Origin of the sequence: Pseudomonas sp. LSJ-87, assembly GCF_032971465.1 — a bacterium.
GTDB classification, from domain to species: domain Bacteria; phylum Pseudomonadota; class Gammaproteobacteria; order Pseudomonadales; family Pseudomonadaceae; genus Aquipseudomonas; species Aquipseudomonas putida_Z.
In genome coordinates this window covers 112,139-138,942 of record NZ_JAWJYQ010000024.1, presented here as the reverse complement: position 1 = coordinate 138,942, position 26,804 = coordinate 112,139, and the positions used below count along the sequence as shown (strand labels likewise).

General features: G+C 64.0%; 23 protein-coding genes and 1 pseudogene. 14 read left to right on the top strand and 10 right to left on the bottom strand.

Annotated features, from left to right (window positions below):
- The 5 genes and pseudogenes from RYH74_RS16530 to dapA all read left to right on the top strand — a co-directional run.
- Positions 1-1,362: pseudogene (locus RYH74_RS16530) on the top strand (hypothetical protein); the annotation flags it as partial.
- A gap of 172 nt (positions 1,363-1,534) precedes the next feature.
- Positions 1,535-2,167: a DUF6708 domain-containing protein gene (locus tag RYH74_RS16525; protein ID WP_317409765.1), complete on the top strand. Its 633-nt coding sequence runs from the start codon at positions 1,535-1,537 to the stop codon at positions 2,165-2,167.
- Positions 2,164-2,421 (top strand): PAAR domain-containing protein, encoded by a 258-nt coding sequence (locus tag RYH74_RS16520; RefSeq protein ID WP_025339593.1) that lies wholly within the window; start codon positions 2,164-2,166, stop codon positions 2,419-2,421. Before RYH74_RS16525 ends, RYH74_RS16520 begins: the two co-directional genes overlap by 4 nt.
- A 103-nt stretch (positions 2,422-2,524) precedes the next feature.
- Positions 2,525-2,677 (top strand): hypothetical protein, encoded by a 153-nt coding sequence (locus RYH74_RS16515; RefSeq protein WP_286100094.1) that lies wholly within the window; start codon positions 2,525-2,527, stop codon positions 2,675-2,677.
- Between the two features lie 121 nt (positions 2,678-2,798).
- A complete protein-coding gene (dapA, locus tag RYH74_RS16510; RefSeq protein ID WP_286100093.1) occupies positions 2,799-3,665 on the top strand; it encodes a 4-hydroxy-tetrahydrodipicolinate synthase in 867 nt (288 codons plus the stop codon).
- Between the two features lie 52 nt (positions 3,666-3,717).
- Here the strand turns inward: dapA and RYH74_RS16505 are convergent, their stop codons facing one another.
- Positions 3,718-5,493, bottom strand: coding sequence for a M24 family metallopeptidase (locus RYH74_RS16505; RefSeq protein WP_410902964.1), 1,776 nt, complete (start codon positions 5,491-5,493; stop codon positions 3,718-3,720).
- A 78-nt stretch (positions 5,494-5,571) separates the two neighbouring features.
- On the opposite strand from RYH74_RS16505, the gene RYH74_RS16500 reads away from it, so the two are divergent.
- A complete protein-coding gene (locus RYH74_RS16500) occupies positions 5,572-7,119 on the top strand; it encodes a PLP-dependent aminotransferase family protein (RefSeq protein WP_317409764.1) in 1,548 nt (515 codons plus the stop codon).
- A 326-nt stretch (positions 7,120-7,445) separates the two neighbouring features.
- Here the strand turns inward: RYH74_RS16500 and RYH74_RS16495 are convergent, their stop codons facing one another.
- Complete coding sequence (locus RYH74_RS16495) at positions 7,446-8,690, bottom strand: DUF1835 domain-containing protein (protein WP_317409763.1); 1,245 nt, start codon at positions 8,688-8,690, stop codon at positions 7,446-7,448.
- Positions 8,691-8,877: 187 nt separating this feature from the next.
- Positions 8,878-9,276, bottom strand: coding sequence for a tetratricopeptide repeat protein (locus tag RYH74_RS16490; RefSeq protein ID WP_075045561.1), 399 nt, complete (start codon positions 9,274-9,276; stop codon positions 8,878-8,880).
- A 255-nt stretch (positions 9,277-9,531) separates the two neighbouring features.
- Between RYH74_RS16490 and RYH74_RS16485 the strand changes: the two genes are divergently transcribed.
- The gene (locus tag RYH74_RS16485) at positions 9,532-11,157 is read left to right on the top strand and encodes a methyl-accepting chemotaxis protein (protein ID WP_317409762.1); all 1,626 of its coding nucleotides are present in this window, start codon (positions 9,532-9,534) and stop codon (positions 11,155-11,157) included.
- 401 nt (positions 11,158-11,558) lie between these two features.
- On the opposite strand, the gene RYH74_RS16480 is transcribed toward RYH74_RS16485, so the two are convergent.
- From RYH74_RS16480 to RYH74_RS16465, 4 genes are all read right to left on the bottom strand, one after another.
- Positions 11,559-11,873 (bottom strand): hypothetical protein, encoded by a 315-nt coding sequence (locus RYH74_RS16480; RefSeq protein WP_075045559.1) that lies wholly within the window; start codon positions 11,871-11,873, stop codon positions 11,559-11,561.
- Positions 11,874-12,018: 145 nt separating this feature from the next.
- Entirely contained in the window at positions 12,019-13,860 is a 1,842-nt protein-coding gene (locus RYH74_RS16475; RefSeq protein ID WP_084785338.1) for a potassium transporter Kup, read from the bottom strand.
- A 302-nt stretch (positions 13,861-14,162) separates the two neighbouring features.
- Positions 14,163-15,389, bottom strand: a complete 1,227-nt coding sequence (locus tag RYH74_RS16470; protein ID WP_075045557.1) for an MFS transporter — start codon at positions 15,387-15,389, stop codon at positions 14,163-14,165.
- Positions 15,390-15,589: 200 nt separating this feature from the next.
- The gene (locus RYH74_RS16465; RefSeq protein ID WP_084785337.1) at positions 15,590-16,435 is read right to left on the bottom strand and encodes an EamA family transporter; all 846 of its coding nucleotides are present in this window, start codon (positions 16,433-16,435) and stop codon (positions 15,590-15,592) included.
- A 107-nt stretch (positions 16,436-16,542) separates the two neighbouring features.
- Between RYH74_RS16465 and RYH74_RS16460 the strand changes: the two genes are divergently transcribed.
- Positions 16,543-17,019: an Lrp/AsnC family transcriptional regulator gene (locus tag RYH74_RS16460; RefSeq protein WP_075045555.1), complete on the top strand. Its 477-nt coding sequence runs from the start codon at positions 16,543-16,545 to the stop codon at positions 17,017-17,019.
- A 77-nt stretch (positions 17,020-17,096) separates the two neighbouring features.
- Here RYH74_RS16460 and RYH74_RS16455 read toward each other — a convergent pair whose 3' ends face one another.
- Together RYH74_RS16455 and RYH74_RS16450 are read right to left on the bottom strand one after the other, a co-directional pair.
- On the bottom strand, positions 17,097-17,972 hold the full coding sequence (locus RYH74_RS16455) for a universal stress protein (protein WP_075045554.1): 876 nt from the start codon (positions 17,970-17,972) through the stop codon (positions 17,097-17,099).
- Between the two features lie 227 nt (positions 17,973-18,199).
- Positions 18,200-19,051 carry a LysR substrate-binding domain-containing protein gene (locus RYH74_RS16450; protein WP_317409761.1) on the bottom strand — a complete coding sequence of 284 codons (852 nt, stop codon included), beginning with the start codon at positions 19,049-19,051 and terminating at the stop codon, positions 18,200-18,202.
- Between the two features lie 285 nt (positions 19,052-19,336).
- On the opposite strand from RYH74_RS16450, the gene RYH74_RS16445 reads away from it, so the two are divergent.
- From RYH74_RS16445 to metC, 6 genes are all read left to right on the top strand, one after another.
- A complete protein-coding gene (locus RYH74_RS16445) occupies positions 19,337-20,176 on the top strand; it encodes a transporter substrate-binding domain-containing protein (RefSeq protein WP_317409760.1) in 840 nt (279 codons plus the stop codon).
- A complete protein-coding gene (locus RYH74_RS16440) occupies positions 20,176-20,910 on the top strand; it encodes an amino acid ABC transporter permease (protein ID WP_085663346.1) in 735 nt (244 codons plus the stop codon). The genes RYH74_RS16445 and RYH74_RS16440 overlap by 1 nt, the downstream gene beginning before the upstream one ends.
- Positions 20,900-21,580 (top strand): amino acid ABC transporter permease, encoded by a 681-nt coding sequence (locus RYH74_RS16435; RefSeq protein WP_085619419.1) that lies wholly within the window; start codon positions 20,900-20,902, stop codon positions 21,578-21,580. Before RYH74_RS16440 ends, RYH74_RS16435 begins: the two co-directional genes overlap by 11 nt.
- Complete coding sequence (locus RYH74_RS16430) at positions 21,570-22,388, top strand: amino acid ABC transporter ATP-binding protein (RefSeq protein WP_317409759.1); 819 nt, start codon at positions 21,570-21,572, stop codon at positions 22,386-22,388. Before RYH74_RS16435 ends, RYH74_RS16430 begins: the two co-directional genes overlap by 11 nt.
- A 29-nt stretch (positions 22,389-22,417) precedes the next feature.
- Entirely contained in the window at positions 22,418-23,008 is a 591-nt protein-coding gene (locus RYH74_RS16425) for a cysteine dioxygenase family protein (RefSeq protein ID WP_085619423.1), read from the top strand.
- Between the two features lie 160 nt (positions 23,009-23,168).
- On the top strand, positions 23,169-25,859 hold the full coding sequence (metC, locus tag RYH74_RS16420) for a cystathionine beta-lyase (RefSeq protein WP_317409758.1): 2,691 nt from the start codon (positions 23,169-23,171) through the stop codon (positions 25,857-25,859).
- On the opposite strand, the gene RYH74_RS16415 is transcribed toward metC, so the two are convergent.
- Positions 25,860-26,801 carry a LysR family transcriptional regulator gene (locus RYH74_RS16415; RefSeq protein ID WP_317409757.1) on the bottom strand — a complete coding sequence of 314 codons (942 nt, stop codon included), beginning with the start codon at positions 26,799-26,801 and terminating at the stop codon, positions 25,860-25,862. It lies immediately after the preceding gene.
- Positions 26,802-26,804: the final 3 nt, after the last annotated feature.

Here is a 26,804-nt window from a genome sequence, read left to right as displayed (position 1 = left end):
GGCAAGGCCGAGGAAGTGCATGGCCGGTTGTTCCAGGAAGCCAACATGGGCGTAACCCAGGCGAGCAGCGCGGCACAGCTTGCACTGGTGGATATCTCGGTGGCAGCGGGGACGTTGGAAACCGATGCGCGCAGGTTGTTGCAGGGGATGAAGATCACGACGCAGCAGGCGGCCCGATTGGTTAGAACCGGTTTTTCCGGGTTGCGCGGGGTCGCTGGCAGCTGGGAGGTTCTGCTGGCGATAGGCGGGTTGTATCTGCAGCAGGACAGCCTTGGCAGGAATCAGGAAAAGGCGGAAGCGGAGATTGGGCCGAAGGCGTATGAGGCCAAGTTGGCGTTGCAAGGATCGTACTTGGGAGTGTTGGGAGGGCATATCGAACTGGTTGGGCTCATGTTGCGGGCAAGTGCCTATAAGGGTATGCCATGGGCCAAAGGTGCTACTGCCACAGGCGAGACCTTGATAAAGATCGGTGCTGTAATAGGCGCTGTCGTCGGGTTTGTTGAGGCAGCACAGGCAGTTTCTGCTGCTAAACGTGCATCGGCAGCAGGAGATGGTGCAGCAGCGATACGATACTGGTTGGCTGCAGGTTTTTACGGGGCCAGCGCCATTGCCGTCGCTGGAACAGCATTAAGTTCCACTGTATGGGGACCCGTAGGCCTCGCTGTAGTGCTGGCGTTGACTGCCTATACGCTTAGCAAAAGCGCTGAAGAGAATGAGTCATCCGCTCTGGAACGGTGGGCCCGACGGTGCTGTTTTGGAAAGGCAGATGAGACGCCAGTCATTCACTGGAGAAGCCCGGAATACGCAGACATCGCATTTGCGGAGCTCAACGCCGCCACGCTAGGTGTACAGGCAGAATTCCACTTCGAAGCGAATCTGGTAAGCGACCCGGCCACTCCAAGGATCGGAGGGTTGACCGGTCTTGAACGGAAACAAAAAATAAAATTCAAGATAATCCTACCTCAGTACAAAGACGGAATGTCGGCATATCGGTGGTGCCTGACAGTCCATCGTCGAGGTGATGGCCAGTTCCCGGACTACACGGGAGGAGAGACGCTGGTCGTGGATGAGTTTCATGCACGTCGCTCAACTGGCTCTTCCAAGTCGGCCAGCTTCCCTGGCTTTTCTCCGCCTAGGCTGCCCGACTATAAAAGCGACTTTAATATTGATAAAAAGTACTCTTCTTTTTCGGAGGGTAATGACCGGTCCCAATTGGCTATCTCAGGCCTTATAGAACTCATGCCGACAATTGGAGCGCACTCCATTGTCGCAGCAACATTGCTGGTAATGTACTGGCCGGACCGAGAAATTGAAAGTGCGTATATTGAGGTATGTAACCGGAGGGCAAATGACGACGCATGAGCCAAGAGTGCTAATGAGACGTGCGCCAGCCTGGCGCTACGATCTACCGAGCGCCCACGAAGCACCCACATCTCTCTTGAGTTTGAACGATATTAATCCGCCACCAAACCATGCTGATGATGTATACATGGAGTTGCCTCGATCTACAGTCCGTCTACGAGGTGTATTGGCCTTGCTTGGCATTCCGACGCTGCTGTTCTTGTTTTTTGTAGCTGTACAAGTGTATTGGGGCCTCATTGATTACAGTCAGGCCTTCGATTGGATTATGAAGCTAATCTTGATACTCGGGCCTCTAATCTGCATATGGGTCGTCTTTTCATTTGTCCGGCTAGACTTGGCACTTCCACGAGACGAACCAATACGTTTTAATCGCTTGCGTCGAAAGATCTATGTTTATCAATTCAGATGCAACTACCTCTTCCTGTTCAGCCGCAAACACTGGGGCGTCAAACCGGTCGCCTACAACTGGGACGACGTAACCGCCGAAGTCTACCGAGTCTACGCCCCCGGCCACGGTGGGCTGATCGAAAACGTCATGCTGTCGGTTCGCAACCCGGACACCGACGAAGTCATCGACCGCGTGTTATTCACCCACGACCTCTACCACGGCGAAGCCTACTGGGCCATCGCCCGGCTATTCATGCAGCAAGGCCCCGAAGCCCTGCCGAAGTTCGTGCACCCACCCCGTGACTGGAACGACGACGATGGCCTGAGCCACATGCATTGCCTGGCACCCAAGGTTCATTGGCCGGAGGACATGGACCGTGAATCTCGTACCGGGCCATCAGAAGGAGAAGCCCAATGAACCCTGTCGTACTGGTAGGCCATCGACATGTCTGCCCGCTGCATGGCATCAACCAGGTAGAAAGCGGCAGTGCCACGTACACCTTCAATGGCAGGGCGGTTGCCAGGGTGGGGGATCGGACCACGTGCGGCGCCGTGATCGAGAGTGGGGCTGAGCATTTCCTGGTCGAGGGCGCGGCCGTGGCGCGTAAAGGTGACCGGACGGATCACGGTGGTGTGCTGGAGGAGGGTGATGCAGGGTGGATGCTGGATTGATCAAATACCTCTTGTACAAGATCGGGCCCACAGATCTCTGTGCGGCTTTGGCATTGAACACCAGCGCAGCCGGATGGGTTTGCTATCTCGGTGTTGACACCGAGTGCGCCGCGCCACCATTATCCAGCCATATCCAAGCAACGGGCTTGCCGGCATGTCCATTTCCAACCACGCCATTTTCGCTTCGGGCTTCATCGCCCAGGCAGACGCGTGCGTTGCCGTTGCCAAGAAATCCAAGAAACAGCCGCTCATCTGACCGAGGCGCGCTGTCTCGTCAGGTGGGCTGACGAGACAGAAGGCGCCAGGTATCCCTGCCAGACCACTTCGACTCTTCGCCCTGCTGACGCTGACTTTCGGTCAACATCAGGAGTTTTTGCATGTCGAATTTCCGTGGTATCTGGATCGCCCTCGTCACGCCAATGCGCGCCAATGAAATCGACTTCGCCGCCCTGGAAAAGCTGGTGAAGAAGCTGCTCGAAGAGGGTGTGGCCGGTTTTGTGGTATGCGGTACCACGGGCGAGGCAGCGGCGCTGTCCAAGGCCGAGCAACTGGCCGTGCTGGACGCTGTGCTGGCCTGGGTGGAGCCGGGCAGGGTGGTGATGGGCCTGTCGGGCTACAACCTGCGCGAGCTGTTGGCCTTCCAGGCTGAAATCCAGCGGCGTGACATTGGCGGGCTGCTGGTCCCTGCACCGTGCTACATCCGGCCTTCGCAGGCCGGCATCGAGGCGTTCTTCAGCACCGTGGCGGATGCCGCCAGCCTGCCGGTGATCGTCTACGACATCCCCTACCGCACCGGGGTACGCATCGAGCGTGAAACCCTGCGCCGCATCGTGCGCCACCCGCGCATCGCGGCGGTGAAGGACTGCGGCGGTGACAGCGAGACCACCATGGCCCTGATCCAGGACGGCCACGCCCAGGTGCTGGCCGGTGAGGACATGCAGATCTTCAACAACCTGTGCCTGGGTGGCGCAGGGGCCATTTCGGCTTCGGCGCATGTACGCGCCGACTTGTACGTGCGCATGCTGCAGCAGGTCGACCATGGCGACTGGGTAGCCGCGCGCGGCACGTTCTACCAGTTGCTGCCGTGGATGAAGATGGCCTTTGCCGAGCCCAACCCGGCTGTGGTCAAGGCGGCCTTGCAGCTGCAGGGGTTGATGAGCGACGAACTGCGAGAGCCCATGCAGCCGTGCACCGAGATGACCCGGGGCAAGCTGCAAGGCGTGCTGGATTCGCTCGGTGCTTGAGATAGCACGGCACATAACTCATTGAATCAGCAGAGCCCCTGTGGGAGCGGCTTTAGCCGCGAACACCGGCGCAGCCGGTGCCATGCAGCGCGTTGGATTCTTCGCGGCTAAAGCCGCTCCCACAGGGTACGCGGATCGCTTGCTTCTGAATCTGTGAAAGCGGCCTGGCCTCGCCAATCAGGATGTCTTCGAAAAACGCCCCGACCGGCTCGGTAGGGTGGCACAACTGGATCTCCAGCACCCACACCACTTCGCTCGGGACGATTTCCACCTCGGCCAGTTTGTCCTGCCCATACAGCACATGCGGGAAGTCGGCGATGCGATGCCCGGCCAGGTTGCGCTCCAGCTGCCAGCCTTTTGCCTGGGCACTGCGCTCGGCGAAGTCGTACAGTTCGCGCCCGGTCAGGCCACGGCCCCAGGCCTGGCGGGTTTCGTCGAACACTTCATGCAGTGCCTTGACGCAGGCGTGGTGCAGTTCGTGCTGGCCGAACACGAAGGTGTCGCCATAGTCGCCCTCATAGCCATCCCATACCGGGCCGACATCGACCACGACGATATCCGTGTTACGTAATACACGTTGCAGATCAATGCCTTGGCGCGGCGTGCGCACGGTGTCGTCGCCAAAGCGGATGTAGGTCGGGTGCCAGGTGTGCGATGCGCCCATCGCCTGCAAGGTTTGCGCGGCCATCTCCAGCGCCTGGGCGGTGGTCATGCCGACTTTCAGCTGGCTGGCGATCGCTGTCACGGCCCGTACCGACTGCTCGCGGGCAGCGAGCATGCCATCCAGCGAGTAGCGCGGGCCGACTTTTTCCAGTTCCGGGTGCAATGGGTTGGCTGTTGAAGCCGCGGGCGCCAGTGCGCCGCTGGCAACGAAAGCCTCCGCGACAAAACGATGGGGCTGCAGGCCTGCTGCGAGGCACTGCTCGCGAACCTGGCTGATCATCGTGACATTGCCGCAGGCATAGACCTGGGTGTCGGCCCAGCGATGGGCCTGGGCCAGCGCCACCTGCTGCACGCGCGCCTGGTCCGCCAGCACCGGGTGCCAGCGAAAGTGAGCGTGTGCACGGCTGGCCTGGTCGAGAAACTCACGGTCATAGAAGTCGGCATCCGATCTGCCGCCCCAGTACAACGTGACCTCGGCATCACCTGCCAGGGCGGTCAGCAGCAATGGCTTGATGCCGGCGTAACCTGTGCCAGTGGCGAACAGCACCAGGGGCCGCTGGTCCTCGTGCTGCCAGGTGCAGGCACCCACCGGCCCTTCAAGTTTCAAGCTGTCACCTGCTTGCAGGGTTGGCAGCAGGCGTTCGGTAAACAGGCCGCCGCTTACCTTGCGGATGTGAAACACCAGTTGCCCCTGGTCCTGGGCGGGCAGGTTGGCGATGGAAAAACAGCGGCTATCGCCGTTGTCGAGCCGAAAGCGTACGTACTGGCCAGCCCGTACCGCCAACGGCTGTGCAGGCTGCAGCACCAGTTCGATGATATCGGCGCTCAGTTCGCGTTTGCCATGAACCTGCGCGTGGATTTCCAGCGTCTGGGTTTCCAGGGACCAGCCGGGGATTTCCAGGCGCATGTCGCTGCAGGCGTGGCTCTGGCACAGCAACATTTCGTCGGCGGCGAGGGGGTAGCAGGGCGCGGGCATGTCTGCCGTCCGCTGCTTGTGCCGATACTGCCCCGACACCACCTTGACCTTGCACGACCCGCAGGCGCCGCGGCGGCAGGAGAAGGGCACCGGCAGGCCGCTGGCGAGCATGGCATCGAGCAGCAGCTCCTGGCTGGCGTCGAAGGTTTTGCCCGAGGGCGACAATTCAATGACGTGGCGGTTCTGCATGGGCACCTCGGGGCAAGTGGAGGTTCGATTGTTGCTATAGTCCAGGACCAGTAGAACCTCCAGTTTCGGTTAATTCACATGGTCCAGCTTCGCAAATGGCAGCCGCTGCTCAAGCTCGACGGGGCGCAGCCGCAGGCTTCGTACAGGCAGATCGTCGAGGGCCTGGTAGCCGCGATCTCCGAGGGCCGTCTGCGCCCCGGTACGCCGTTGCCCGGCACGCGGGAAATGGCGCAACTGCTGAACGTCAATCGCAAGACGGTGATCCTCGCCTATGAGGAAGCCGAGACCAAGGGCTGGCTGGAAAGCGTGCAGCGCCGTGGCACCTTCGTCAGTCGGCAGCTGGCGGCTGGCACCCTGGCCGAGCCCGACGCAGCGCAGCCCTTTGCCCTGGTGCTACAGGAGGAGCCTGCCGTTGCCTACTTCGCGGCCAACGAACAGGCTGCCGCGCAGCAGGACCGACCGGGTGCGTTGTTCTTCGACAACGGTGCCTGTGACCACCGCCTGCTGCCGCAGACCGTTCTGCACCGTTATTACCGTAACGCCTTGCGCAACAGCTTTGCCGCCAACACCGTGCGCCATGGCAGTGCGTGCAGCAGCCACTCCCTGCGCAGCGCCTTGGCCGACATGCTGCGGCACAATCGCAGCCTGAACGTTGGCGCCGAGCATATCTGCCTGACCCAGGGCGTGCAGATGTCGCTGTACCTGGTGGGCAGCGTGCTGCTCAAGCCCGGTGACGTTGTGCTGGTCGAACGCCTGAGCTATCCGCCCGCGTGGGAGATCTTCCGCCAGCTGGGCGCCCGGCTGGTCACCGTGGACCTGGATGACGAGGGCTGCCGGGTCGAGCAGATCGATGCACTGTGCCGGTTGCACCAGGTGCGCATGCTGTACATCACTCCCCATCACCAGTTCCCGACCACGGTCAGCCTGCCTGCCGGGCGCCGACAGCAGCTGCTGGAGCTGGCGCGGCAGCATGACTTTTGCGTGGTCGAGGAAGACTACGACCATGAGTACCACTTCGCCGGGCGGCCTTACCTGCCGCTGGCGAGCGACCGTCAGCAGCGGCACGTGATCTACATTGGCTCATTGTCCAAGTCCCTGGGCAGTACGTTCCGTTGCAGTTTCATCGTGGCGCCGGCGGAGGTGGCTGCGGCGCTCGAACGCAGGGCGACGCTGACCCTGGGGCAGGGCGATGCGGTGATGCAGCAGATGCTGGCGGACTTGATCAATGATGGCGAGCTGAAGAAGCACTTGCGTCGGGTTGCCCGGGAGTATCGCCGGCGTCGAGAGACCCTGTTGGCTTGCTTGCACGATGCCTTTGGCGAGCAGGTAACCGTGCGCGAGCCGGAAGGTGGGCTGGCACTGTGGGTGAGGTTTGCTGACGGGATCGATGTGGATCAGTTGGTTGGCAAGGCGTTGGAGTTGGACCTGGTGGTACGCAGTGGCCGGCAGTTTTCGCCGTCTGGTCATGCGGAAAATGCCCTGCGCCTCGGTTTCGCCTCGCTGGACATGGATGAAATCCGGCTGGCTACACAACGTTTGGCGCAAGCGGCGAAGGCGATTGCAACATCGGTCCAGCGCAATCCCTGTGGGCGATCACCCAGCCCTTTGGGCTGCGCTGTCGAGTAGAGAACTGAATTCGCAAGCGGTCCGCGTACCCTGTGGGAGCGGCTTTAGCCGCGAAGAATCCAACGCGGTGCATGGCACCGGCTGCGCCGGTGTTCGCGGCTAAAGCCGCTCCCACAGGGTCCCTGCTAATGCAATGAGTTAGGGGTAGTTCCATGAGGGCTGACTTGCCGGTGCCCTAGATCGCGTCGCCTGCTTCGCGGGCGCAGTCGCTTCCACAGGTATGGCGCTGGTTTCGGCTACCCTCGGTTCCTGTGGGAGCGGGCATGCCCGCGAACACCGGCAACGCCGGTGCCATCCACCGCGTTACCTGATCAGGCTTGAGCGGGCTATTTGCGCTGCCATACTTCGCCTTGTTCGCTGACCACCCAGGGCCTGTCCGCGGCATTGATAAGCACTCCACCCACCCAGCGCTGCGCAGGGTTGTGGTCAAGCCAATGCGCCTGCCCCGCGAGCACCTGCTCGGCAAGTGCGGTCAGCCGCAACGGCCGTTGCGCCCAAGACTCGCCCGGGCCTTCCAGCAGCAGCGGGTGCGGTGCATGGATCAGGGGCTGCAGCAAAACATGGAACATCATGTCGCCCAGGTAAGGCAGCGGTTCATCCTGCATCATCAACTGGGCAAACACACGTCCGGCCGGCAGTTCGCCGCGTGACGCCAGAACGCGCAACAACAGGCGCTCGGTGAGGCTCAAGCCGTCGTTCGCCCCCGGTAGTTCCTGAAGTTGCCGCGCAAGGGCCCGGCTCAGCAACGGCAAGGCCGCATGCTGGATGCCCGCCAGGACAGCCCAGGCCCTTGGGTCAGGCGCGGTATAGGCTGCCCATGCCTGGCGGGCCAGAGCCAGCACGTCCTCACCCAGCGCGCGACGTTGTGGCCATAGCCAGGCGAGCAGGTCCGGGGCCAGCTGGCCGATACCGATGAAGCGCTCGACGCCAGGTACCTGGGTGATTTCGATCAGCTCCAGGCGGCGAGGCAGGCTGGGCAGGCTGGCGAGTACGCGGATCAGGAACAGCTGGTCGTAAGCGTCACCCTCGCACCACAGCACGATCTTGCTGTCGCTGTTCAACCCGGCCAGGGCGGTGCGCTGTGCCGCTTGTCGTTGCTCAACGTCCTGAATGCTCAGGTTGAACGCCTGCTGTATGTAAGCGGCCCGAGCCTGCCAATACTGCTCCTCGGGCAGTGCGCAGACGGGCCCCATGACCATGGGGTCCTCGAACATCTGGAAGGCACCGGCAAAACCGGCCGTGCGCAAGCTGTGGGCGATGTCGTTGCCGCAGCGCCAATGCTGCACGGCTGCCTCGTCATCGGCGGTGAAGCCAGGGTGGCGTGCCGCGAAAGCGACAGCATCGGCATGGGCCTTGAGCTTGGGCCAACTGGCAAAACCGGCCTCGCGGGCCACCAGCCATTGGGTATCGGCAAGCCGGTAGTCAGGGCCAGGCAGGCCGAGCGCGCGTAGCTGCTCGCGGGTGTCGTCGGCCTCGTGGTTTTTCAGGGCGGCGAGCAAGCGTTTGGCGCGTTTGCGCAAGGCGGGCAGGTCGAGCAGGCCGTGGTGGCGGGATGCATTGATGGCGGGCATGCCAACTCCTTTGGGGCTCGGTCCGCCGACAAGCCGGGAGCTGGTATGGGAATGTGATGACGCATGACTCGGGAAACCCCTTGGCGCGGACCGCAGGCGCAGCCAGCGCCCTGGCGCCGACTTTACCGGGTAATGCGCGTGGGTGCAAAGCAGGTCGATGGTGGCCTGACGCGCAGTCTGATCGCCGTCAGTGTGCAGCCGTCGGCAGCATGCCCGAGCCCTGGGCCTTGTGCGCGGCTTCTATCAGCTGCAGGTTGCGGCTGCGCAGTGCGTGATTGTTGCCAACACGCAGGTTGGAGCGAAGCGCCAGGGTTTCGGCCTGTTCATACTGCCCTTGCTGAAGGCGCAGAACGCCAAGGTAGTGCAGCGTTGCCGGGTTGTTCGGCTGAATGTGCAGCGCACGCTCCAGGGTGGCTGCCGCCTGGTCCAGTTGGCCGTCGGCATATTGTTGCGAGGCGGTTTCGATCAGCACCGTCGTGGCATTGTTGCTGCGTGCGGGCGCGTAGCGTTCGCCGGCCAGTGCGCCCTGTGCCGTGATTGCGCTGAACAACAGGAGCAGGGCTGACAGAACAGGTGTGCTGGGCATCGGCGGTAGACTCGACAGGGCTTGGGCAAGCCCCTGGCTGGAGGGCGAGGGGATGCTATCGACCGAATTGGAGCGTTGAAGTTCCCGCCTGGGCGATTTGTTGCCTGTTGCCCGGTCTTTGCCTCGACAACATCTGTTCGGTTACCGCCCATAACCGCACTCCGGCGCCTCAAGCCTGAGGCAGTACCTCCGATAGCAGCACACCCACCGTCGAATCATCGACCAGAAGTGGTGCCAACAAGGAGTACTGCCCGCATGCTTGCCAACCTGAAGATCCGCACCGGAATGTTATGGGTGCTGTCGCTGTTCAGCGTGACCCTGCTGTTTTCCACCGTCAGTGCCTGGCGGGCGGCGGTAGGCAGCGACCAGCAGATCACCGAACTGGACCAGACCGCGCACCAGTCGGACCGGTTGAACAATGCGTTGCTGATGGCGATTCGCGCCAGTGCCAATGTGTCCTCGGGCTTCATCGAGCAGCTGGGTGGTCATGAGGAAAGCGCCAACAAGCGCATGGCGCTGTCGGTCGAGCTGAACGACAAGAGCCAGAAGCTGGTGGACGAGTTTGTCGAAAACGCCCGCGAGCCTGCGTTGCACGCACTGGCAACCGCGCTGCAGGCCACCTATGGCGAGTATGCCAAGGCGGTCGCCGGGCAGCGTGAGGCAACCCGTCAACGTTCGCTCGAGCAGTATTTCAAGGTCAACACCGACGCCGGCAACGCCATGGGCCGGCTGCAGGCGCTGCGCCAGCAACTGGTCGGCGCATTGAGTGAGCGCGGTCAGCAGATCATGCTGGAATCCGACCGGCGCCTGGCGCGTGCGCAAATGCTGAGCCTGGGGCTGCTGGGCGTGACGCTGTTGTTGGCGGCGCTGTGCTGGGCCTTTGTTGCCCAGCGCGTGCTGCACCCGCTGCGCGAAGCTGGTCGGCACTTTCAGCGCATTGCCGGTGGCGACCTGAGCGTGCCGGTGCAGGGGCAGGGCGGTAACGAGATCGGCCAGCTGTTCCATGAACTTGAACGCATGCAGCAGAGCCAGCGCGACACCCTGGGGCAGATCAGCAGTTGTGCCAGGCAACTGGACGCAGCCGCCACGGCGCTGAATACCGTCACCGAGGAAAGTGCCAACAACCTGCGCCAGCAGGGCCAGGAGCTGGAGCAGGCCGCCACCGCCGTCACCGAAATGACCACGGCCGTGGAGGAGGTTGCGCGTAATGCCATCACCACCTCGCAGACGACCAGCGAATCCAACCAGCTGGCAGCGCAAAGCCGCCGGCAAGTCAGCGACAACATCGATGGCACCGAGGCCATGACTCGGGAGATCCAGGCCAGCAGCGCGCATCTGCAGCAACTGGTCGGGCAGGTACGGGACATCGGCAAGGTGCTGGAAGTGATTCGCTCGGTGTCCGAGCAAACCAACCTGCTGGCGCTCAATGCCGCCATCGAGGCCGCCCGTGCGGGCGAGGCCGGGCGCGGCTTTGCGGTGGTGGCGGATGAGGTGCGTACGCTGGCGTACCGCACGCAACAGTCGACCCAGGAAATCGAGCAGATGATCGGGCGCGTGCAGGCGGGTACCGAAGCGGCCGTGGCCTCGATGCAGGCCAGTACCAGTCGCGCCCAGTCGACGCTGGACGTGACCCTGGCTTCGGGGCAGGTGCTGGAGGGTATCTACAGTGCGATCGGCGAGATCAACGAGCGTAACCTGGTGATTGCCAGCGCAGCCGAAGAGCAGGCCCAGGTGGCGCGAGAGGTGGACCGCAACCTGCTGAACATTCGCGACCTGTCGACATCCTCGGCAGCGGGGGCGCAGCAGACCAGCGAGGCGAGCAAGGCGTTGTCAGGGTTGGTGGGGGAGATGACGGCGTTGGTGGGGCGGTTCAGGGTTTGAGGCCTGGCGGGCACCAGGCTGTGGGAGCGGGCGCGCCCGCGAACACCGGCGTAGCCGGTGCCATCCACCGCATCGCCTGCTTCGCGGGTAAACCCGCTCCCACAGGGACCCCACCAGCCGAAGGAATGTGCTGTACCTGTGGGAGCGGGCGAGCCCGCGAACACCGGCGTAGCCGGTGCCATCCACCGCGTCGCCTGCTTCGCGGGCGAGCCCGCGAACACCGGCGCAGCCGGTGTCATTCACCGCGTCGCCTGCTTCGCGGGCATGCCCGCTCCCACAGGGACCTCACCAGCTGAAGAAATGCGCCATACCTGTGGGAGCGGGTTTACCCGCGAACACCGGCGTAGCCGGTGCCATCAACCGCGTCGCCCGGTTCGAGGGCACGCCATGTGCGCTTTCAGTTATCGATCATGCTTCGAAGAGGAGCGCCCGGCCTTGTTGTGTTCCTTGGAATGGGCAATGCCGGACCGGGTTGTGCCACGGCCGTTGTCATCATTGCGCAGGCTTCCATAGTGATTGCCGCTCTCGCCATGGTTGCGGGTGGCCTTGCCGGCATGATCACTCTCGTAGCCGGCGCCATTACCGTTGAACCCACCTTTGCCGCCGCCATTACCTTTGGCATATGCGGAACCAATCGGCGAGATATCGGCAGGCAACAATGCAGTTGCGCCGAGCGCCAGGGCACAGGTAAAGACGGCTACCAGGGTTTTTTTCATGTTTGTTCGCCTCCAGAAGGCGCAGGGGGGAGCTTGAGTGCGGATACGACATAAGGTTGCCTTTTAAGTTCCGCAGTGCGCAGCCGTTCGATGAAGCGGCTGCCAGGCCCTTTCAGTACCAGGCAGCCTCAAGCTTCATGACTGTTCAGATCTCGACCTGAGTGCCAAGCTCGATCACCCGGTTCAGCGGCAGCTTGAAGTACTTCAGGTTGCTGTTGGCATTCTTCAGCAGGAAGGCAAACAGGTGCTCCCGCCAGCGGGCCATGCCCATCTGCCTGCCTGCAATGACCGTCTCCCGGCTGAGGAAATAAGTGGTGCGCATGGGGCCGAACTCAAGGTCCGCACGTTGGCAGCGGCTTAGCGCCAACGGCACGTCGGGTTCCTCCATGAAGCCGAAATGCAGGCTCACGCGGAAGAAACCGTCACCAAACGCCTCGACCTCAAAGCGCTTGCCAACGCTGACCCGTGGCTCGTCCTCGAACACGACGGTCAACAGCACCACCTGTTCATGCAGTACCTGGTTATGCAGCAGGTTGTGCAGCAAGGCGTGAGGCACCGCCTCGGGCCTGGCGGACAGGAATACGGCAGTACCGCCCACGCGGTGAGGCGGCTGGGCCTTGAGGCTGGTAATGAACAGGTCCAGCGGCAGCGAGCTTTCGTCCAGCCGCTCGACGATCATCCGTCGCCCGCGCTTCCAGGTAGTCATCAGGGTGAACAGTGCAAGGCCGGCAATCACCGGAAATGCACCGCCCTGGAGGATCTTCGGCGCATTGGCGGCGAAATACAGGCTGTCGACCAGCAGGAACGCCAGCAGCATCGGCACCGCCAGCCAGCGTGGTGCCTTCCACAGCAACAGCACCACTGCCGAAGCCAGCAGCGTGGTGATCAGCATGGTCCCGGTCACGGCTACGCCGTAGGCTGCCGCAAGCGCCCCGGACGACTCGAAGCCGACCACCAGCAGCACCACGCCAACCATCAACGCCCAGTTCACCATGCCGATGTAGATCTGCCCCTGTTCCTCGCTGGAGGTGTGCTGGATGAACATACGCGGTACGTAACCCAGCTGGATGGCTTGGCGCGTCAACGAGAATGCACCGGAGATCACGGCCTGGGACGCGATGATGGTGGCCAGCGTGGCCAGCCCGACCATGGGCAGCAGGGCCCATTCGGGCGCCAGCAGGTAAAACGGGTTGCGCACTGCCTGCGGGTCGCCGAGGATCAGCGCGCCCTGGCCGAAGTAGTTCAGCACCAGGCCGGGCAGCACCAGCAGGAACCAGGCCCGGGCAATGGGTTTGCGGCCGAAGTGCCCCATGTCGGCGTAGAGTGCTTCGGCGCCGGTCAGCGCCAGCACCACCGCGCCCAGAATCGCCACCCCCATGCCCGGGTGCAGCACGAAGAACTTCACCGCCCAGAGCGGGTTGAGTGCCTGCAGCACCTCCGGGCGCTGGACGATGCCGTGCAAGCCCAGCGCACCCAGTACGACGAACCACAGCACCATGATCGGCCCGAAGAGGATGCCGATGCGCGCGGTGCCGTGCTTCTGGATCAGGAACAGCGCCACCAGCACCACCACCGACAGCGGCACGACCCAATGTTCGATACCGTCGAAGGCCAGTTGCAGGCCCTCGACGGCCGATAGCACGGAAATCGCCGGGGTGATCATGCTGTCGCCGTAGAACAGCGCGGCGCCGAACAGGCCGAGCAGCACCAGTATCCTGCCCAGGCGCTGGTAGGGCGCCGCCGCCCGATGCGCCAAGGCGGTCAGGGCCATGATGCCACCTTCGCCCTGGTTGTCGGCACGCAGGATGAACAGTACGTACTTGAGCGACACCACCCAGAGCAACGACCAGAACACCAGTGACAGCACACCCAGTACGCCGGCGGTGTTGGCCTGCACGCCGTAGTGCCCGGCGAACACTTCCTTGAGGGTGTACAGCGGGCTGGTGCCTATGTCGCCATACACCACGCCGACAGCGGCGACGAGCATGCCGATGGGGTTGGACTTGCCGGGAACGGATTGATTTGCGATGACGGTGGACTGGCTCACGAAGGGCTTCTCTGGACTGGCGGGTAGAAATGCATGCCATCCCTGAGCATCGCGCGCCCAGTATTCCTTCTGTCTGTCGGCTCAGCCGTAAAAAGAGCGTAAAAAATCAGCCAGCGCCCCACTACCTGTCAGTCAGGCAATTCGGGGCCGCTTTGCGGCCCATCGCCGGCAAGCCAGCTCCCACAGGTACAGCGCAGACTTCAAGAGTTACGCGGTCCCTGTAGGAGGCCGGCGATGGCTGCTCAGCCAGGTTGCGCCGCCAGGCTGTTGCTGACGTTACGCCCCAGCACCAGCACCGTAGCGAAACCGCAGCCCACCAGGGCCGTGGCCAGGCTCAGCAGCACCGAGCTGCCCAGCTGGTCGACGATCCGACCGCCGAAGAACGAGCCCAGCGCAATGATCACCTGGAACATGGCGACGAACAGCGGCATGCCGCGTTCGACATCCTTGGGCGCGACGACGAACATCCAGATACTGGCGCAGGCCGGGAACGCGCCGAAGGCGAAGCCCCACAACCCGATCAGCATCGCTGCACCGGTCATGCCGGTGGCGAAGTGAGGGAACAGGGCAGTGCTGGTGCCGATCATCAACGCTACCAGCAGCAGGGTGTGACGTACGCTGCGGTTGGCGGCGAAACCGGCGAAGATATTGCCGAATACCCCGGCCACGCCATAAAGCAGCAGCAACGAGCCAATGGTCGGCCCATCGAAGCCGGAGCTTTGTTTGAAGAAGGGCGCGACATAGGTGTACGCGGCAAAGTGCGCCAGGCCGATCAGCAACACGGCAATCAGGCCAACCCGCGCCTGTGGGTTGATGAACAGGGCCGGCAGGTCGCTGATGCGAATGGCCTTGTCCGGGTTGAGCCGCGGTAGCAACAGGATCTGCGCCAACAGCACCGGTACGCCCAGTAGCGCGGTTACCAGAAAGGTCATGCGCCAGCCCATCAGGCCGCTCAACCAGGTGCCTACCGGCACGCCCAGCACGGTGGCCAGGGTTACGCCGACCATGATGATCGAGGTGGCCTGGGCTACGCCGACGCCCTTCGGCGCCAGGCGGCCGCTGAGGGCAATGGCCGTCGCCCAGAAGCCGCCGATACTCACGCCCAGCAGCACGCGGCCGAACAGCAGCAGGTTGAAGTCACTGGCGTAGGCCACCACCGCGTTGGCGATGATCATGATCAGCGTCAGGCCGATCAGCAGGTAGCGACGGTCCAGGGCGCCAATGCCCACCGACAGTAGCGGGGCGGCGAGGGCGGCCATGATGCCGGGCAGGGTAACCATCAGGCCGGCGTGGCCTGCACTGATGCCGAGGTCGCTGGCGACATCGTTGAGTACACCCACCGGCAGAAATTCGCTGGTCACCAGGGCGAAGGCGCCGACGGCGACCGAAAGGATTGCCAGCCACTGCTGGCTGACGCTTTGTTGATCATGTTCGGGGAGGCCGCTAGGGGCCTGGCTGGCACTTGGCATGGTATTGGATTCCAAGAGAGGGATGTCGCCTGAAGCAGGCGCAAGGAGCGGGGGAAATTTGCCGGGGATTATAGGGGGCGGTTTCGCTTGGCCAACATGCGGGTCGCTCGATAGTAATCATCAGCGCAATCGATGAAACGCCTTGCGCAGAGCGCCCGCTGTTGGAGGGGAGTAATGCTGCAGGTTCCGCAAGCAAGCTTTCAGCGGCGCTGGCCAACCAGCGCAGCGCCTGCGCAGGCCAGGGCAATCGCTGCAATGCCCAGCCACTGGAGCAGCGTCAGCACCTCATTGAGGATCAGCCAGCCGGCTATGGCCCCGGCGGCGGGTGAAGCGCTGAGCAGCACGCCAAAGATGCTCGGTGGCAGGTGCCGCATCGCATACATGTCGAGCAGGAAGGGCACGGTGCTGGAGAGCAGGGCGACGCCCAGGCCTACCGTGAGCACCCAGGGCGCCAGCAGGTCGGTACCTGCCTGGTCAACGCCTAATGGTACGCCCAGCAGCGCTGCGAACAACATCCCGGTGGCGACCGCCTGCTTGCCGTGAACCGCCACTTTGCTGCCGAGCATCACATACAGCCCCCAGGCCAGTGCAGCGGCGAGCGAGTACAACACCCCGCGCGGGTCCAGGCCATGGCTATCCGTACCCCAGGGCAGCAAGGTGAGGCCGGCGACCGACAAGGCGATCCAGAGCAGGTCGATTCGGCGTCGGGAAGACAACAAGGCAGCCCCCAGAGGGCCGATCACCTCGATGGACACCGCGATACCAACCGGGATGTAGAGAAATGCCCGATAGATCAGCAGATTCATCAGCCCCATCATCACGCCGTAGCCCAGCAGGTGAAGCATGTTCGCCTGCTGCCAGATGCGCCAGGGCCGCAGCACGGCCAGCAGGATCACGGCTGACAGGCCTAGGCGCAGCGCGGCCACGCCCTCGGGGCCGACCAGTGGGAACAGGGTCTTGGCCAAGGCAGCACCGGTCTGCACAGACACCAGGGCGGCGATGGCAGCGCCGACAGGAGCGAATGCTCCAACACTTTTCGAGTCCACGCTCGTCTCCAGCGACATACGAGACGCAATTTTAGGGCTCGGCGTTCGAAGGAATTGCTGTGAAAATAGCCCCCTGATGAGCGAACTGCTTTCTTTGGAACCCGAAAATGAGTGACTCCACCAGCCGCCCGCTTGACGGCTTCGATCATGCGATTCTGCGGTTGCTTCAGCGCGACAACAAAACCTCCCAGCGAGCGATTGCCGAGGAAATCGGCCTGTCCACGCCTGCTGTACAGCGGCGTATCGCCCAGATGGAGGCAAGCGAGGTGATCGTCGCCAACACTGCGGTGATCGCCCCGGAGAGTGTCGGCCAGATGATTACCGCCATTGTCGAATCGCGCTTGCGGGACGACCGATCCCTGGTGATGGACCGCGCCAAGCGGTACTTCGCCAATGTCGAGGAGATACAGCAGTGTTACTTCGTCAACGGCGGGGTTTCGTTCATCATCGTCATGCTTGCCCGTGATGTGGCGCATTTCGAAAAGCTGGTCAGGCTGCATTTTGCGGATAACGAGGACATCCTGACCTACCGAACGCTGATTGTTCTGGACAAGGTCAAGGTCGGGTTGTCTGTTCCGGTCTGACCCGCGAAGCAGGCGCCGCGGTGGATGGCGCGGGCTTCGGTGGAGGACACGCAAGCGTCCTCCACATCACCTGCATCCTATGGCGACACCAGCACATCGCATTGGGATTCGTTAAGCACATGCTTGGTGACGCTGCCTATCAGCAGTTCTTCAAGTGCGCTTTCCCCTTGCTTGCCAACCACGATCAGGTCGCATTCCAGCTCCTGTTCCTGCTCGGCAATCCGCCAGCCAGGGTCGCCATGCACCACGATCTGCCGAGCATCTGCCACTCCGGCGGTTTCGCTCAAGGCCGCGAGCTGCTTCACCGCATCCTTGCGGATGACATTGCGGTAGTGTGCAAGCGTGTCATGGTCGATGTGGGCGAAGCGCATGCTGCCTTCGAACGGCGCCTCGTACACATGCAACAGAATGATCTCGGCCTGTGGGGCAATGGCTTTTGCCAGTTCGATGGAACGCAGTGACGAAGGCGAAAAATCAACTGCAACCAGCAAGGTCCGGTACGCATCGCGTGGCGCCTGCTTGACCACCAGCAAAGGGCAGGGCATGCGGTTCAGCAGCTTCTGCACAGTGGAGCCCAGCAGCAGGCGCCGCGCCACGCTCTGGCCCTTCGCCCCGCACACCAGCAGGTCGCTGCGTTTATCCTGCACCACACGGGTGATCTCCGTGGTCACCGAGCCGTGCGCGACCTGCACGCCAGCGGCGATGTCATGGCGCTGGAACAGCATTGCAGCCAGTGCGCGAATTTTTTCGCCTGCGGTATCCAGCACGCGCTTCAGCAGGTCGTCACCCGGTGCCACCAGCTGCTTCAGGCGCTCGAAGGGGGCCGGGTTGGCAACGTACAGCAGGTCCAGCGATGCCTGTTGCTCCTTGCTCAGGTACGCAGCGCGTTCTGCCGCGTTGCGGGCAGAAGTGGACAGGTCGGTGGCTACCAGTATGTGGTTCAGCGGGCTCATGTGGGGCTCCTTGTCCAAAGCCGCGCACGGTGATCGATGGCGATGGCCTTGAGCACAATGCGCATGGCGGTTTTCGATTCGTTCCTTGCTGACAGCCATCGTCGCGCGAACCGGGGCCGGCGGCTTGATATGCGTCAATGGAGTGAAGGACCGAGCTCGAACTGACCACTGCTGCGCACCACCTCAACGCCAGCGGGCTGCCTATGAATTAGCCAGGGCGGCGCACATTACAACCCCGCGCTGGCGCGCACCATCGCATAGGCCTGGCGCACCAGCGGGTTGACGGTGTTGGCCCGCACCCACAGGTGGTAGGTCACGTCGGGCAGTGTTGGCAGGCCATCGCTTTGCCCCAGCACGCGCATGTCGGGGCCGACCATTTCCTGGCTGCGTGCGGTAATGCCCAGGCCCGCGCGCACCGCCGCCTTGACGCCAATCAGGTTGGATGCCAGATAGGCCTGGCGCCAGGCGATGCCGGCTTGCTCCAGCGCCTCCAGCGCCAGCTTGCGGTACAGGCTGGGTTCGTCCACCAGCACAAGCGGCAGGGGTTCCCCCGGCAGGTGCTGATAGTGCGACGCGCATATCCACCACACCGGCGAGGTGCGCAGCGCAAAGCCTTCCAGGCCCGGCGCGGTGCGGGTCGAGATGACCATGTCGACCTTGCCGCGCTGCAGGTCTTCCATCAGGAACGGGCTGCGGCCAACGTCGATCTCCAGGCGCAGGTTGGGCGCCGAGCGGGCGATGTGGCTGAGCAGTGGCGGCAGGATGGTGTCGGCGATGTCGTGGGGCGAGCCGATCCGCAGCACGCCGCTGGGGCCGTCCTGGCGCAGGCCGGCGAGGGCCTCGTCGTTGAGCGTGAGCATCTGCCGGGCATGGCGCAGCAGCTGGCGGCCGGCATCGGTCAGGGACTTGTGGCGACCTTGCTTGCGCAACAGCGGCACGCCCACCTGCTGCTCCAGGCGCTGCATGTGCTGGGTCACCGAAGCCTGGGTGCGGCCCAGGTTACGGCCGGCCTCGGCGAAGCTTGAGTGGTCGGCGATGGCGACAAAGGTGCGGAGCAGGTCGAGGTCGAGGGCGCTCATGGGGTCGGCCGGGTAGGGAGGTGGGGCGGGGCGCAGTGCTTTCCCGCTGTTTTACATTACTGATGATCGGTTAAAGATAATGAATCTTTATCTGTTGGTCGATTGGATATCACCGCTCGATAGGAATTCTCCAGCAATTACGGTGCTTATGCCCGTTTTGCAAGTTTTCTGGATGCGCTGCGTTATAACGATAGGCAATATTTGAATTTCCCCTCGCCCCTGCAACTTCCTAGGATGCGCCCTCACTGGCCGGGTGTTCCGGCTGCCGGGATGAGGAGCCCCACCATGTCGCTGTCCACCTATGCCCGTCGCGGGCTGTTCGCATCGTTGCTGGCCACCGCTACCCTGGCCACCAGCGGCCTGGCCCAGGCCGATGCCACCCTGGACAAGATCCAGCAGCGGCACAAGCTGGCCGTGGGTGTGGTGCTTTCCGGTGGCCCGTTCGGTGCCATCGACCCGGCCACCCGCGAGCCGATCGGTTTCAGCGTCGACCTGGCCCGTGACCTGGCACGCCAGCTGGGCGTGGCGGTCGATCTGGTCGCCGTGCAACCGGCCAACCGCGTGCAGTTCCTGCAGCAGGGCAAGGTCGACCTGCTGATCGCCAACATGGAATGGACCCCCGAGCGTGACAAGCTGTTGGGCCACGTGCCCACGCCGTTCTACCGTGTCGGCGGCACCGCAGCATTGGCCAAGGACAGCCCGATCAAGACCTGGGCCGACCTCAAGGGCCAGCCGGTGTGCACCAGCCAGGGCAGCAGCTACACCCAGGCGCTGGTGGAACTGGGCGCCGACCTCAAGGCTTTCAAGACCTCCGCCGAATCGCTGCTGGCCCTGCGTGGCAACAACTGCGTGGCCGCGGTGCACGATGCCACGCTGATCAACCCGCTGCTGGCCAAGGGCGGCGAGTGGGGCGCCTACCGCGCCCTGGCTCCCGAGCTCAATCCGGCGCCATCGGTGATCTGGACGCGCCTGGGCGAGACCGACACCCAGCAGCGCCTGGACCCATTCGTCAAGCAATGGCACCGCAGCGGCTGGCTGATCGAACGTGAGCAGGCCAACCACATCACCCCGGCCTCGCCTGCGCTGGTGGAGCTGCGCGCCAAGCTGCAGGGCGAAGGCGCCTGATGAGCGAGGCTCTGCACTGGCTGGTCGGGCAGCTCGCCCGAGTTGGCCTGAACTACAACTTCCTGTTCGACGGCTACGCCAGCGGCAAGCTGCTGGAAGGTGCGCTGACCACGCTCTGGCTGTGCCTGTTCAGCATCGCCGGCAGCCTGCTGGTCGGCGTGCTGCTGGCGGCGGCGCTCACCGCCAGGAGCCGCTGGCTGGCCTGGCCGGCGCGGGCCTTCATCGAGGTCACGCGCAACACGCCGACGCTGGTGCAGCTGTACTGCGCGTTCCTGGTGCTGAACATGCTCATCAGCCAGAGCCTGGGCAATGCCAACCCGATGACACCCTTTGCCTGGGTGGTGCTGGTGATTGCCCTGCACAAGGGCGCCTTCCATGCCGAGGCTTTGCGCGCCGGCATCGAGGCGGTGCCGACGGTGACCCTGGAGGCGGCCAGCTCGTTGGCCTTCAGCCGCCGCCAGCAACTGCTGCAGGTGCAACTACCGTTGGCCGTGCGTTTCGCCTTGCCGGCGCTGGTCAACAACCTGATCGACCTGGTGAAGATGACTGCCGTGGCCTCGGCGATTGCCGTCAACGATATTACCTACGCCTCGATCATGATCTGGACCCAGGGCGACAACGTCATCGAACTGATGATCCTGATCCTGGCTTTCTTCGGCCTGCTCAGCTTCGCCGTCAACTGTGCCGGTCGCGCCCTGGAAGCGCGCCTGAGGATGCCTGGCTATGGCCACTGAGAACCTCGCCGCGCTGTGGCATTGGTCACCGACCCTGGGCGCAGGCCTGTTGCAGAACATCCAGATCAGCGTCGGCGCCATTGCCCTGGGCACGCTGCTGGGCCTGTTGCTGGGCATCCTGTTGCTGTCGCCGGTAGCGCCGCTGCGCGGCATCGCGCGCCTGTGGGTGCAGGTGTTTCGCAATGCGCCGTGGCTGGTACTGATCTACTTCACCTCGTACGTGTTCCCTTTCGATATCCAGGTTGCCGGCACCTGGCTGGCCTTCCCCGACTGGCTGAAGGTCACCATCGGCCTGGCGCTGCCGGCCAGTGCCAATGTTGCCGAAATCTTCCGTGGTGCAGTCGCCTCGATCCCGGCCACCCAGTGGGAGGCTGCGCGCTCGTTGGCCTTCAGCCGCGCGCAGATCTTCCGGTCGATCATCCTGCCGCAGTGCCTGCGACGCATGCTGCCGCCGTGGATGAACCTGTATGCGGTGGTGACCATGGGCACCGCCCTGGCTTCGCTGGTGGGCGTGCACGACCTGATCGACAGCGCGCAGATTGCCGCCAATACCGTCAACCGCAGCGGCTTCACCGTGCTGGTGTACTTCAGCGTGCTGGCGCTGTTCTTCGCCTACTGTTACCCGATTGCCCGCCTGACCCAACGCCTGGAGCGTCGCTATGCCTTCTGAACCCTTGATCCAGCTGCGTGACGTGCACCTGGCCTTCGCCGACAACCCGGTGCTGCGCGGTATCGACCTCGATGTGCAGGCCGGCCAGGCGGTGTCGATCATTGGCCCGTCGGGTTCGGGGAAGTCGACCATCCTGCGCTGCATGACCGGCCTGTTGCGGCCGCAGCAGGGCAGCATCCGTATCGGCGGTACCCAGGTCGAGCGCTTGCGGGGCGAGGCCGAGCTGATTGCGCTGCGCAAGCAGGTGGGCTTCGTTTTCCAGCAGTACAACCTGTTTCCGCACCTGAGCGTGCTGGACAACCTGCTGATCGCCCCGACCAAGGTACTCGGTCGCCAGCGTGGCGAAGCCCGCGATCTGGCCCTGGCGCTGCTCGAAAAGGTACGCCTGGGCCACAAGGCCGCGGCGTTTCCGGGCGAACTGTCGGGTGGGCAGCAGCAGCGTGTGGCCATCGCTCGCGCCCTGGCGATGCGGCCCAGGTTGATCCTGTTCGACGAAGTGACCTCGGCGCTGGACCCGGAGATGGTCGGCGAAGTGCTGGCGGTGATCCGCGAGCTGACCGAGGAGGGCATGACCTGTGTGTTGGTTACCCATGAAATGCGCTTTGCCGAAGAGATCAGCGACCGGGTGTATTTCACCGAGCATGGCCGCATCGTCGAGCACGGCAGCGCCGAACAGCTGTTCCGCGCCCCGCAGCACGAACGTACCCGCGCTTTCCTGCAGCATGCGCTGGGCGAGGGCGGGCAACGTCCGAGCCGCCCGGCGCCCGATGTATTCAGCAACCTGGGGCGCTACAGCCTCAGCGTTTGATTTCCGCTAGCGAAGAAGAGAGACCGAGCATGTCCCGTGATTCCGTGATCCAGCCGTTCCTGGCGCAAGTGCGCGCCATCCATGCGCGGGGCGTCGATCGCGCCGCGCTGCAGCAGATCGTCGTTTTGCTCGAAGGGCTGGCCGAGTGCCGCGAGCTGTTCAACTTCGAGCGCTTTCCGGCGCCGGATGCTGCGAGTGGCGAAACCCAGTTCCGCTATCGCCTGAACGACGACGGCGAGTCGCCGACCTTGTATGTCAACTCGCTGCTGCCGGGCAAGGCGACCTTGCCGCACAACCACGAGACCTGGGCAATCATCGTTGCTGTCGAGGGGCAGGAACTGAACCGGGTGTACCGCCGCGAGGATGACGGCAGCGACCCGGCCCGTGCCCGCCTGGCGCTGGAGCGCGAGATCGTGGTGCAACCGGGGACCTCGGTGGCCTTCCTGGGCGAGGACCTGCATGGCATTCGCGTCGAAGGCGATAAGCCGACCTTGCACTTCCACCTTTATGGCCGGCCGCTGGAGTCGCTGGAAAACCGCTATGGGGTCAAGGACGACGGCAGCGTTGTGAACTACAACAAGTCACAGATGGCGCCTTCGATCGAGGCTTATGGCCTTTGATGCGTGTGGCCTGTGCCGGCCCTTTTGCGGGTGAACCCGCTCCCACAAGTAATGCACGGCTTGTAAGTACGGCGCGGTCCCTGTGGGAGCGGGTTCACCCGCGAAGAGGCCGGCACAGGCACCGCATTTTCCCAACCTGATCGACCAAGGACTGCGTCCCATGATCCCCAGCATCACCCCCGCGCACCTGCATGACTGGCTATTCGACGGCCAGGAGATCGCCCTGTTCGACCTGCGCGAACATGGCCAGTACGGCGAAGCTCACCTGTTCTACGCCGTCAACCTGCCGTACAGCCGGCTGGAAATCGAGGCCCCGCGCCTGGCGCCCAACCCGGCGGTGCGGCTGGTGGTCTACGATGCAACCGGCGGCGAGCTGGCGCAGCGCGGCGCCCGGCGGCTGCAGGCCCTGGGCTACACGGCGGTACACTGGCTGGAAGGCGGCAGCCTGGGGTGGCAGGCCGCAGGTTTCGAACTGTTCGCTGGCGTGCACCTGCCATCGAAGGCCTTTGGCGAGCTGGTCGAGCACGCGTGCCACACCCCGCGCATCAGCGCCCTGCAACTGGCCGAATGGCAGCGTCAGGGCAAGCCGCTGGTGCTGCTCGACGGCCGGCCGCTGGACGAGTTCGCCAGGATGAACATCCCCGGCGCCACCTGTTGCCCCAACGGTGAGCTGGGCTACCGCCTGGAAGACCTGGTGCAAGACCCGCACACACCGGTAGTGATCAACTGCGCAGGCCGCACGCGCAGCATCATCGGCGCGCAAACGCTGATCAACCTCGGCATCGACAACCCCGTCTATGCCCTGGAAAACGGCACCCAGGGTTGGTACCTGGCGGACCTGCCTCTGGAGCACGGCGGGCAGCGCGGCTATCCGCCCCACAGTGGCCAGGCGCTGGCACAGCAACGGACGCGAAGCTCGGCCTTGGCGCGCAAGGCGGGTGTGCAGTGGGTGGCGGCAAAGCAGGTGCTGGAATGGCAGCAAGAGGCACAGCGCACGCTGTTCCTGTGCGACGTGCGCACCCCGGAGGAATTTGCCGCCGGCAGCCTGCCCGGTGCGCAGCATTGCCCGGGAGGCCAACTGGTGCAGGGCACCGACCTGTACATCGGTGTGCGCAAGGCGCGCGTGGTGCTGTTCGACGACGACGGTGTGCGCGCGCCGGTGGTGGCCAGCTGGCTGCGGCAGATGGGGCATGATGCCTATGTGCTCGAAGGCGGCCTGGGCAGTGGCCTGGCAATACCGGGCAAACCCGGTCTGGCTGTGACCCTGACCGAGGCCTGCGCCGAAGAACTTGACGGCGCCTTGCTGCTGGACCTGCGTTCGAGTACGGCCTACCGCAGGCGCCACCTGCGCGGCGCGCAGTGGGCGATCCGCCCGCAACTGGCCGAGCAGGTGCGCACGCAGCCGCGGCGCCTGGTATTCATTGCCGATGACCCTTGCGTCGCCGAGCTGGCGGCCAGCGAATTGCCCGCTGCACAACGCCAGGCGGCGCGCTTGTTCCCTCGGGCGTTGCAGGCCGAGTGGCCCCAGGTCGAGGATGATGCTTCGCTGGCAGACGCTGCCTGTATCGATTTCCTCTTCTTCGTCCACGACCGCCACGCCGGAAACAAGGAGGCCGCACGCCGTTACCTGGCCTGGGAAACCGGGCTGATCGCGCAGATGAGCGCCGCCGAAGTCGCCAGTTTTGCGCCATTGACCCACGCCGACCCGATCACCACGCGGTTGGTGCATGCCGGTCGTGGCGAGCCGGGCCAGGGTGCACATGGCGTCAACCCGCCGGTCAGCCGCCTGAGCACGGTGCTGTTCGACAGCGTCGCCGACCAGCGCGAGGCACGCAGCCGTCGCGACCAGCAACGGGTGCTCAGCTATGGCGCCCGCGGCAACCCAACGGCCTTTGCCCTGGAAGACCTGGTCAGCGAACTGGAAGGCGGCCACCGCACCAAGCTGTTCGCCACCGGGCTGCAGGCCATCACCCAGACGTTTCTCGCCTACCTGCGCCCCGGCGACCATGTGCTGCTCAGCGATGGCGTGTATGGGCCAGTGCGGCGCCTGGCGCGCGAATTGCTGCAGCCGTTCGGCGTGCAGGTCAGCTATTTGGCCGCGGACGGGCAGGGCCTTGAGACAGCGCTGCGCCCGAACACGCGCATGGTCTACAGCGAAAGCCCGAGTTCGTTGCTGTACGAACTCAACGACTTGCCGGCCATGGCTGCTCTATGCAAGCCGCGCGGGATCCTGCTGGCGGTCGACAACACCTGGGGTTCGGGCTATCTGCACCAGCCGCTGGCGCTGGGTGCGGACATTTCAGTGATGGCCCTGACCAAATACCTGGGCGGGCACAGCGACGTGATGCTGGGCAGCGTCTGCACCACCCGCGAGGCCTTCGCCGCGTTGTCGCGCAGCAGCGATACCTGTGGTTGCACGGTCAGCCCGGACGATGCCTGGCTGGTACTGCGCGGTGCGCGCAGCCTGGCCAGCCGCATGGCGGTGCACGAGCGCCAGGGCCTGGAAATCGCCCACTGGCTGCAGGCACGAGAGGACGTGGCGCGGGTGTACCACCCGGCGCTGCCGGAGCACCCGGGCCACGCCCTGTGGCGCCGCGACTTCAAGGGCAGCAATGGCCTGCTCAGCATCGAGCTGGCCGACAGCAGCCTGAGCCGGGCGGAAACCTTCATTGATCGCTTGCGCCTGTTCGGCATCGGCGCGTCCTGGGGTGGTTACGAGAGCCTGGTGACCTTGGCCGAGCTGGGCGAGCGTAACTTCGCCACACCCGTGCGTGGGGCCCTGGTGCGCCTGCACGTGGGCCTGGAGGCGGTCAGTTCGCTGCAGCGCGACCTGGACCAGGCGCTACGCTGATCAGCTGTCGGTATGGTGTGCGCCGTGCGGCAGAAGCAGTTCGGCGAGCGTGTCCATGGCCGGTGTCGCCTGGCTGCCTTTGCGGGTGACCAGCTCGTACGGGTCGCTGACCGAGCCCATGGTCAGGGGCAGAATGCGCACCTGTTGGTTCATCGCGCATTGCCGGGCCACGTCGATCGATACCAGTGCCACGAAGTCGGGGCGGTTCTGCAGCAGCGACAAGGTCGCCAGGATCGAGGTGGTTTCCACCAGGTGCAACGGGAAGCGCAGCCCGGCATCGTGGAATTCGCGCTCCAGCTGTACCCGCATCGGCATGTTGGCCCGGTATACGATCCAGCGGCTCTCGGCCAGGTCGGCAAGGTTCAGGTTTTGCGCGTGCTTGAGCGGGTGGTCGATATTGGCGATGACCGCCAGCGTCTCGTCCTGGACAAACCTGCTGGCAAACAGCTGAGGGCTATTGCTCACGCTGGTGCGGCACAAAGCGACGTCCAGGCGACCGCTCTCGATCCGTGCCAGCAGCGACTGGCTGGTGTCTTCGATGACCTCGAACGACATCTGCGGCTGGATGCTGGCCAGCTGCGACACCGCCCTCATCAGCAATGGCACCGCGCCCATGATTGCCCCCACCGCCAGCCGGCCGCCGACCCCGCGCAGGATGGCATCCAGGTCATGCCGCAGGTTTGAAATGTCCGTTTGCACCACGCGCGCGTAGCGGATGGCGCAGTGCCCGGCAGCCGTGGGCTCCAGCCCGCGATTGGTGCGGTTGAACAGCACCGTGCCGAAGGTGGTTTCGATTTCCTGCAACGCCTTGCTCGCTCCGGGCTGGGTAAGCCCGACGCTGCTTGCCGCGCCGAGCAGCGAGCGGTGCTCGTCCAGTTCGATGAGCAGGCGCAGGTGGCGGGCGTGGAGCCTGGACATGATCGAGTTGAGTGACGGGGTCATCTG

What these genes read in the sequence shown, in the direction of transcription:
- RYH74_RS16520 (WP_025339593.1), top strand. Translation starts at nt 2,164, where the DNA reads ATGAACCCTGTCGTACTGGTAGGCCATCGACATGTCTGCCCGCTGCAT.
- dapA (WP_286100093.1), top strand. Translation starts at nt 2,799, where the DNA reads ATGTCGAATTTCCGTGGTATCTGGATCGCCCTCGTCACGCCAATGCGC.
- RYH74_RS16505 (WP_410902964.1), bottom strand. Translation starts at nt 5,493, where the DNA reads ATGCAGAACCGCCACGTCATTGAATTGTCGCCCTCGGGCAAAACCTTC.
- RYH74_RS16500 (WP_317409764.1), top strand. Translation starts at nt 5,572, where the DNA reads ATGGTCCAGCTTCGCAAATGGCAGCCGCTGCTCAAGCTCGACGGGGCG.
- RYH74_RS16495 (WP_317409763.1), bottom strand. Translation starts at nt 8,690, where the DNA reads ATGCCCGCCATCAATGCATCCCGCCACCACGGCCTGCTCGACCTGCCC.
- RYH74_RS16490 (WP_075045561.1), bottom strand. Translation starts at nt 9,276, where the DNA reads ATGCCCAGCACACCTGTTCTGTCAGCCCTGCTCCTGTTGTTCAGCGCA.
- RYH74_RS16485 (WP_317409762.1), top strand. Translation starts at nt 9,532, where the DNA reads ATGCTTGCCAACCTGAAGATCCGCACCGGAATGTTATGGGTGCTGTCG.
- RYH74_RS16480 (WP_075045559.1), bottom strand. Translation starts at nt 11,873, where the DNA reads ATGAAAAAAACCCTGGTAGCCGTCTTTACCTGTGCCCTGGCGCTCGGC.
- RYH74_RS16475 (WP_084785338.1), bottom strand. Translation starts at nt 13,860, where the DNA reads ATGCTCGTCGCCGCTGTCGGCGTGGTGTATGGCGACATAGGCACCAGC.
- RYH74_RS16470 (WP_075045557.1), bottom strand. Translation starts at nt 15,389, where the DNA reads ATGCCAAGTGCCAGCCAGGCCCCTAGCGGCCTCCCCGAACATGATCAA.
- RYH74_RS16460 (WP_075045555.1), top strand. Translation starts at nt 16,543, where the DNA reads ATGAGTGACTCCACCAGCCGCCCGCTTGACGGCTTCGATCATGCGATT.
- RYH74_RS16455 (WP_075045554.1), bottom strand. Translation starts at nt 17,972, where the DNA reads ATGAGCCCGCTGAACCACATACTGGTAGCCACCGACCTGTCCACTTCT.
- RYH74_RS16450 (WP_317409761.1), bottom strand. Translation starts at nt 19,051, where the DNA reads ATGAGCGCCCTCGACCTCGACCTGCTCCGCACCTTTGTCGCCATCGCC.
- RYH74_RS16445 (WP_317409760.1), top strand. Translation starts at nt 19,337, where the DNA reads ATGTCGCTGTCCACCTATGCCCGTCGCGGGCTGTTCGCATCGTTGCTG.
- RYH74_RS16440 (WP_085663346.1), top strand. Translation starts at nt 20,176, where the DNA reads ATGAGCGAGGCTCTGCACTGGCTGGTCGGGCAGCTCGCCCGAGTTGGC.
- RYH74_RS16435 (WP_085619419.1), top strand. Translation starts at nt 20,900, where the DNA reads ATGGCCACTGAGAACCTCGCCGCGCTGTGGCATTGGTCACCGACCCTG.
- RYH74_RS16430 (WP_317409759.1), top strand. Translation starts at nt 21,570, where the DNA reads ATGCCTTCTGAACCCTTGATCCAGCTGCGTGACGTGCACCTGGCCTTC.
- RYH74_RS16425 (WP_085619423.1), top strand. Translation starts at nt 22,418, where the DNA reads ATGTCCCGTGATTCCGTGATCCAGCCGTTCCTGGCGCAAGTGCGCGCC.
- metC (WP_317409758.1), top strand. Translation starts at nt 23,169, where the DNA reads ATGATCCCCAGCATCACCCCCGCGCACCTGCATGACTGGCTATTCGAC.
- RYH74_RS16415 (WP_317409757.1), bottom strand. Translation starts at nt 26,801, where the DNA reads ATGACCCCGTCACTCAACTCGATCATGTCCAGGCTCCACGCCCGCCAC.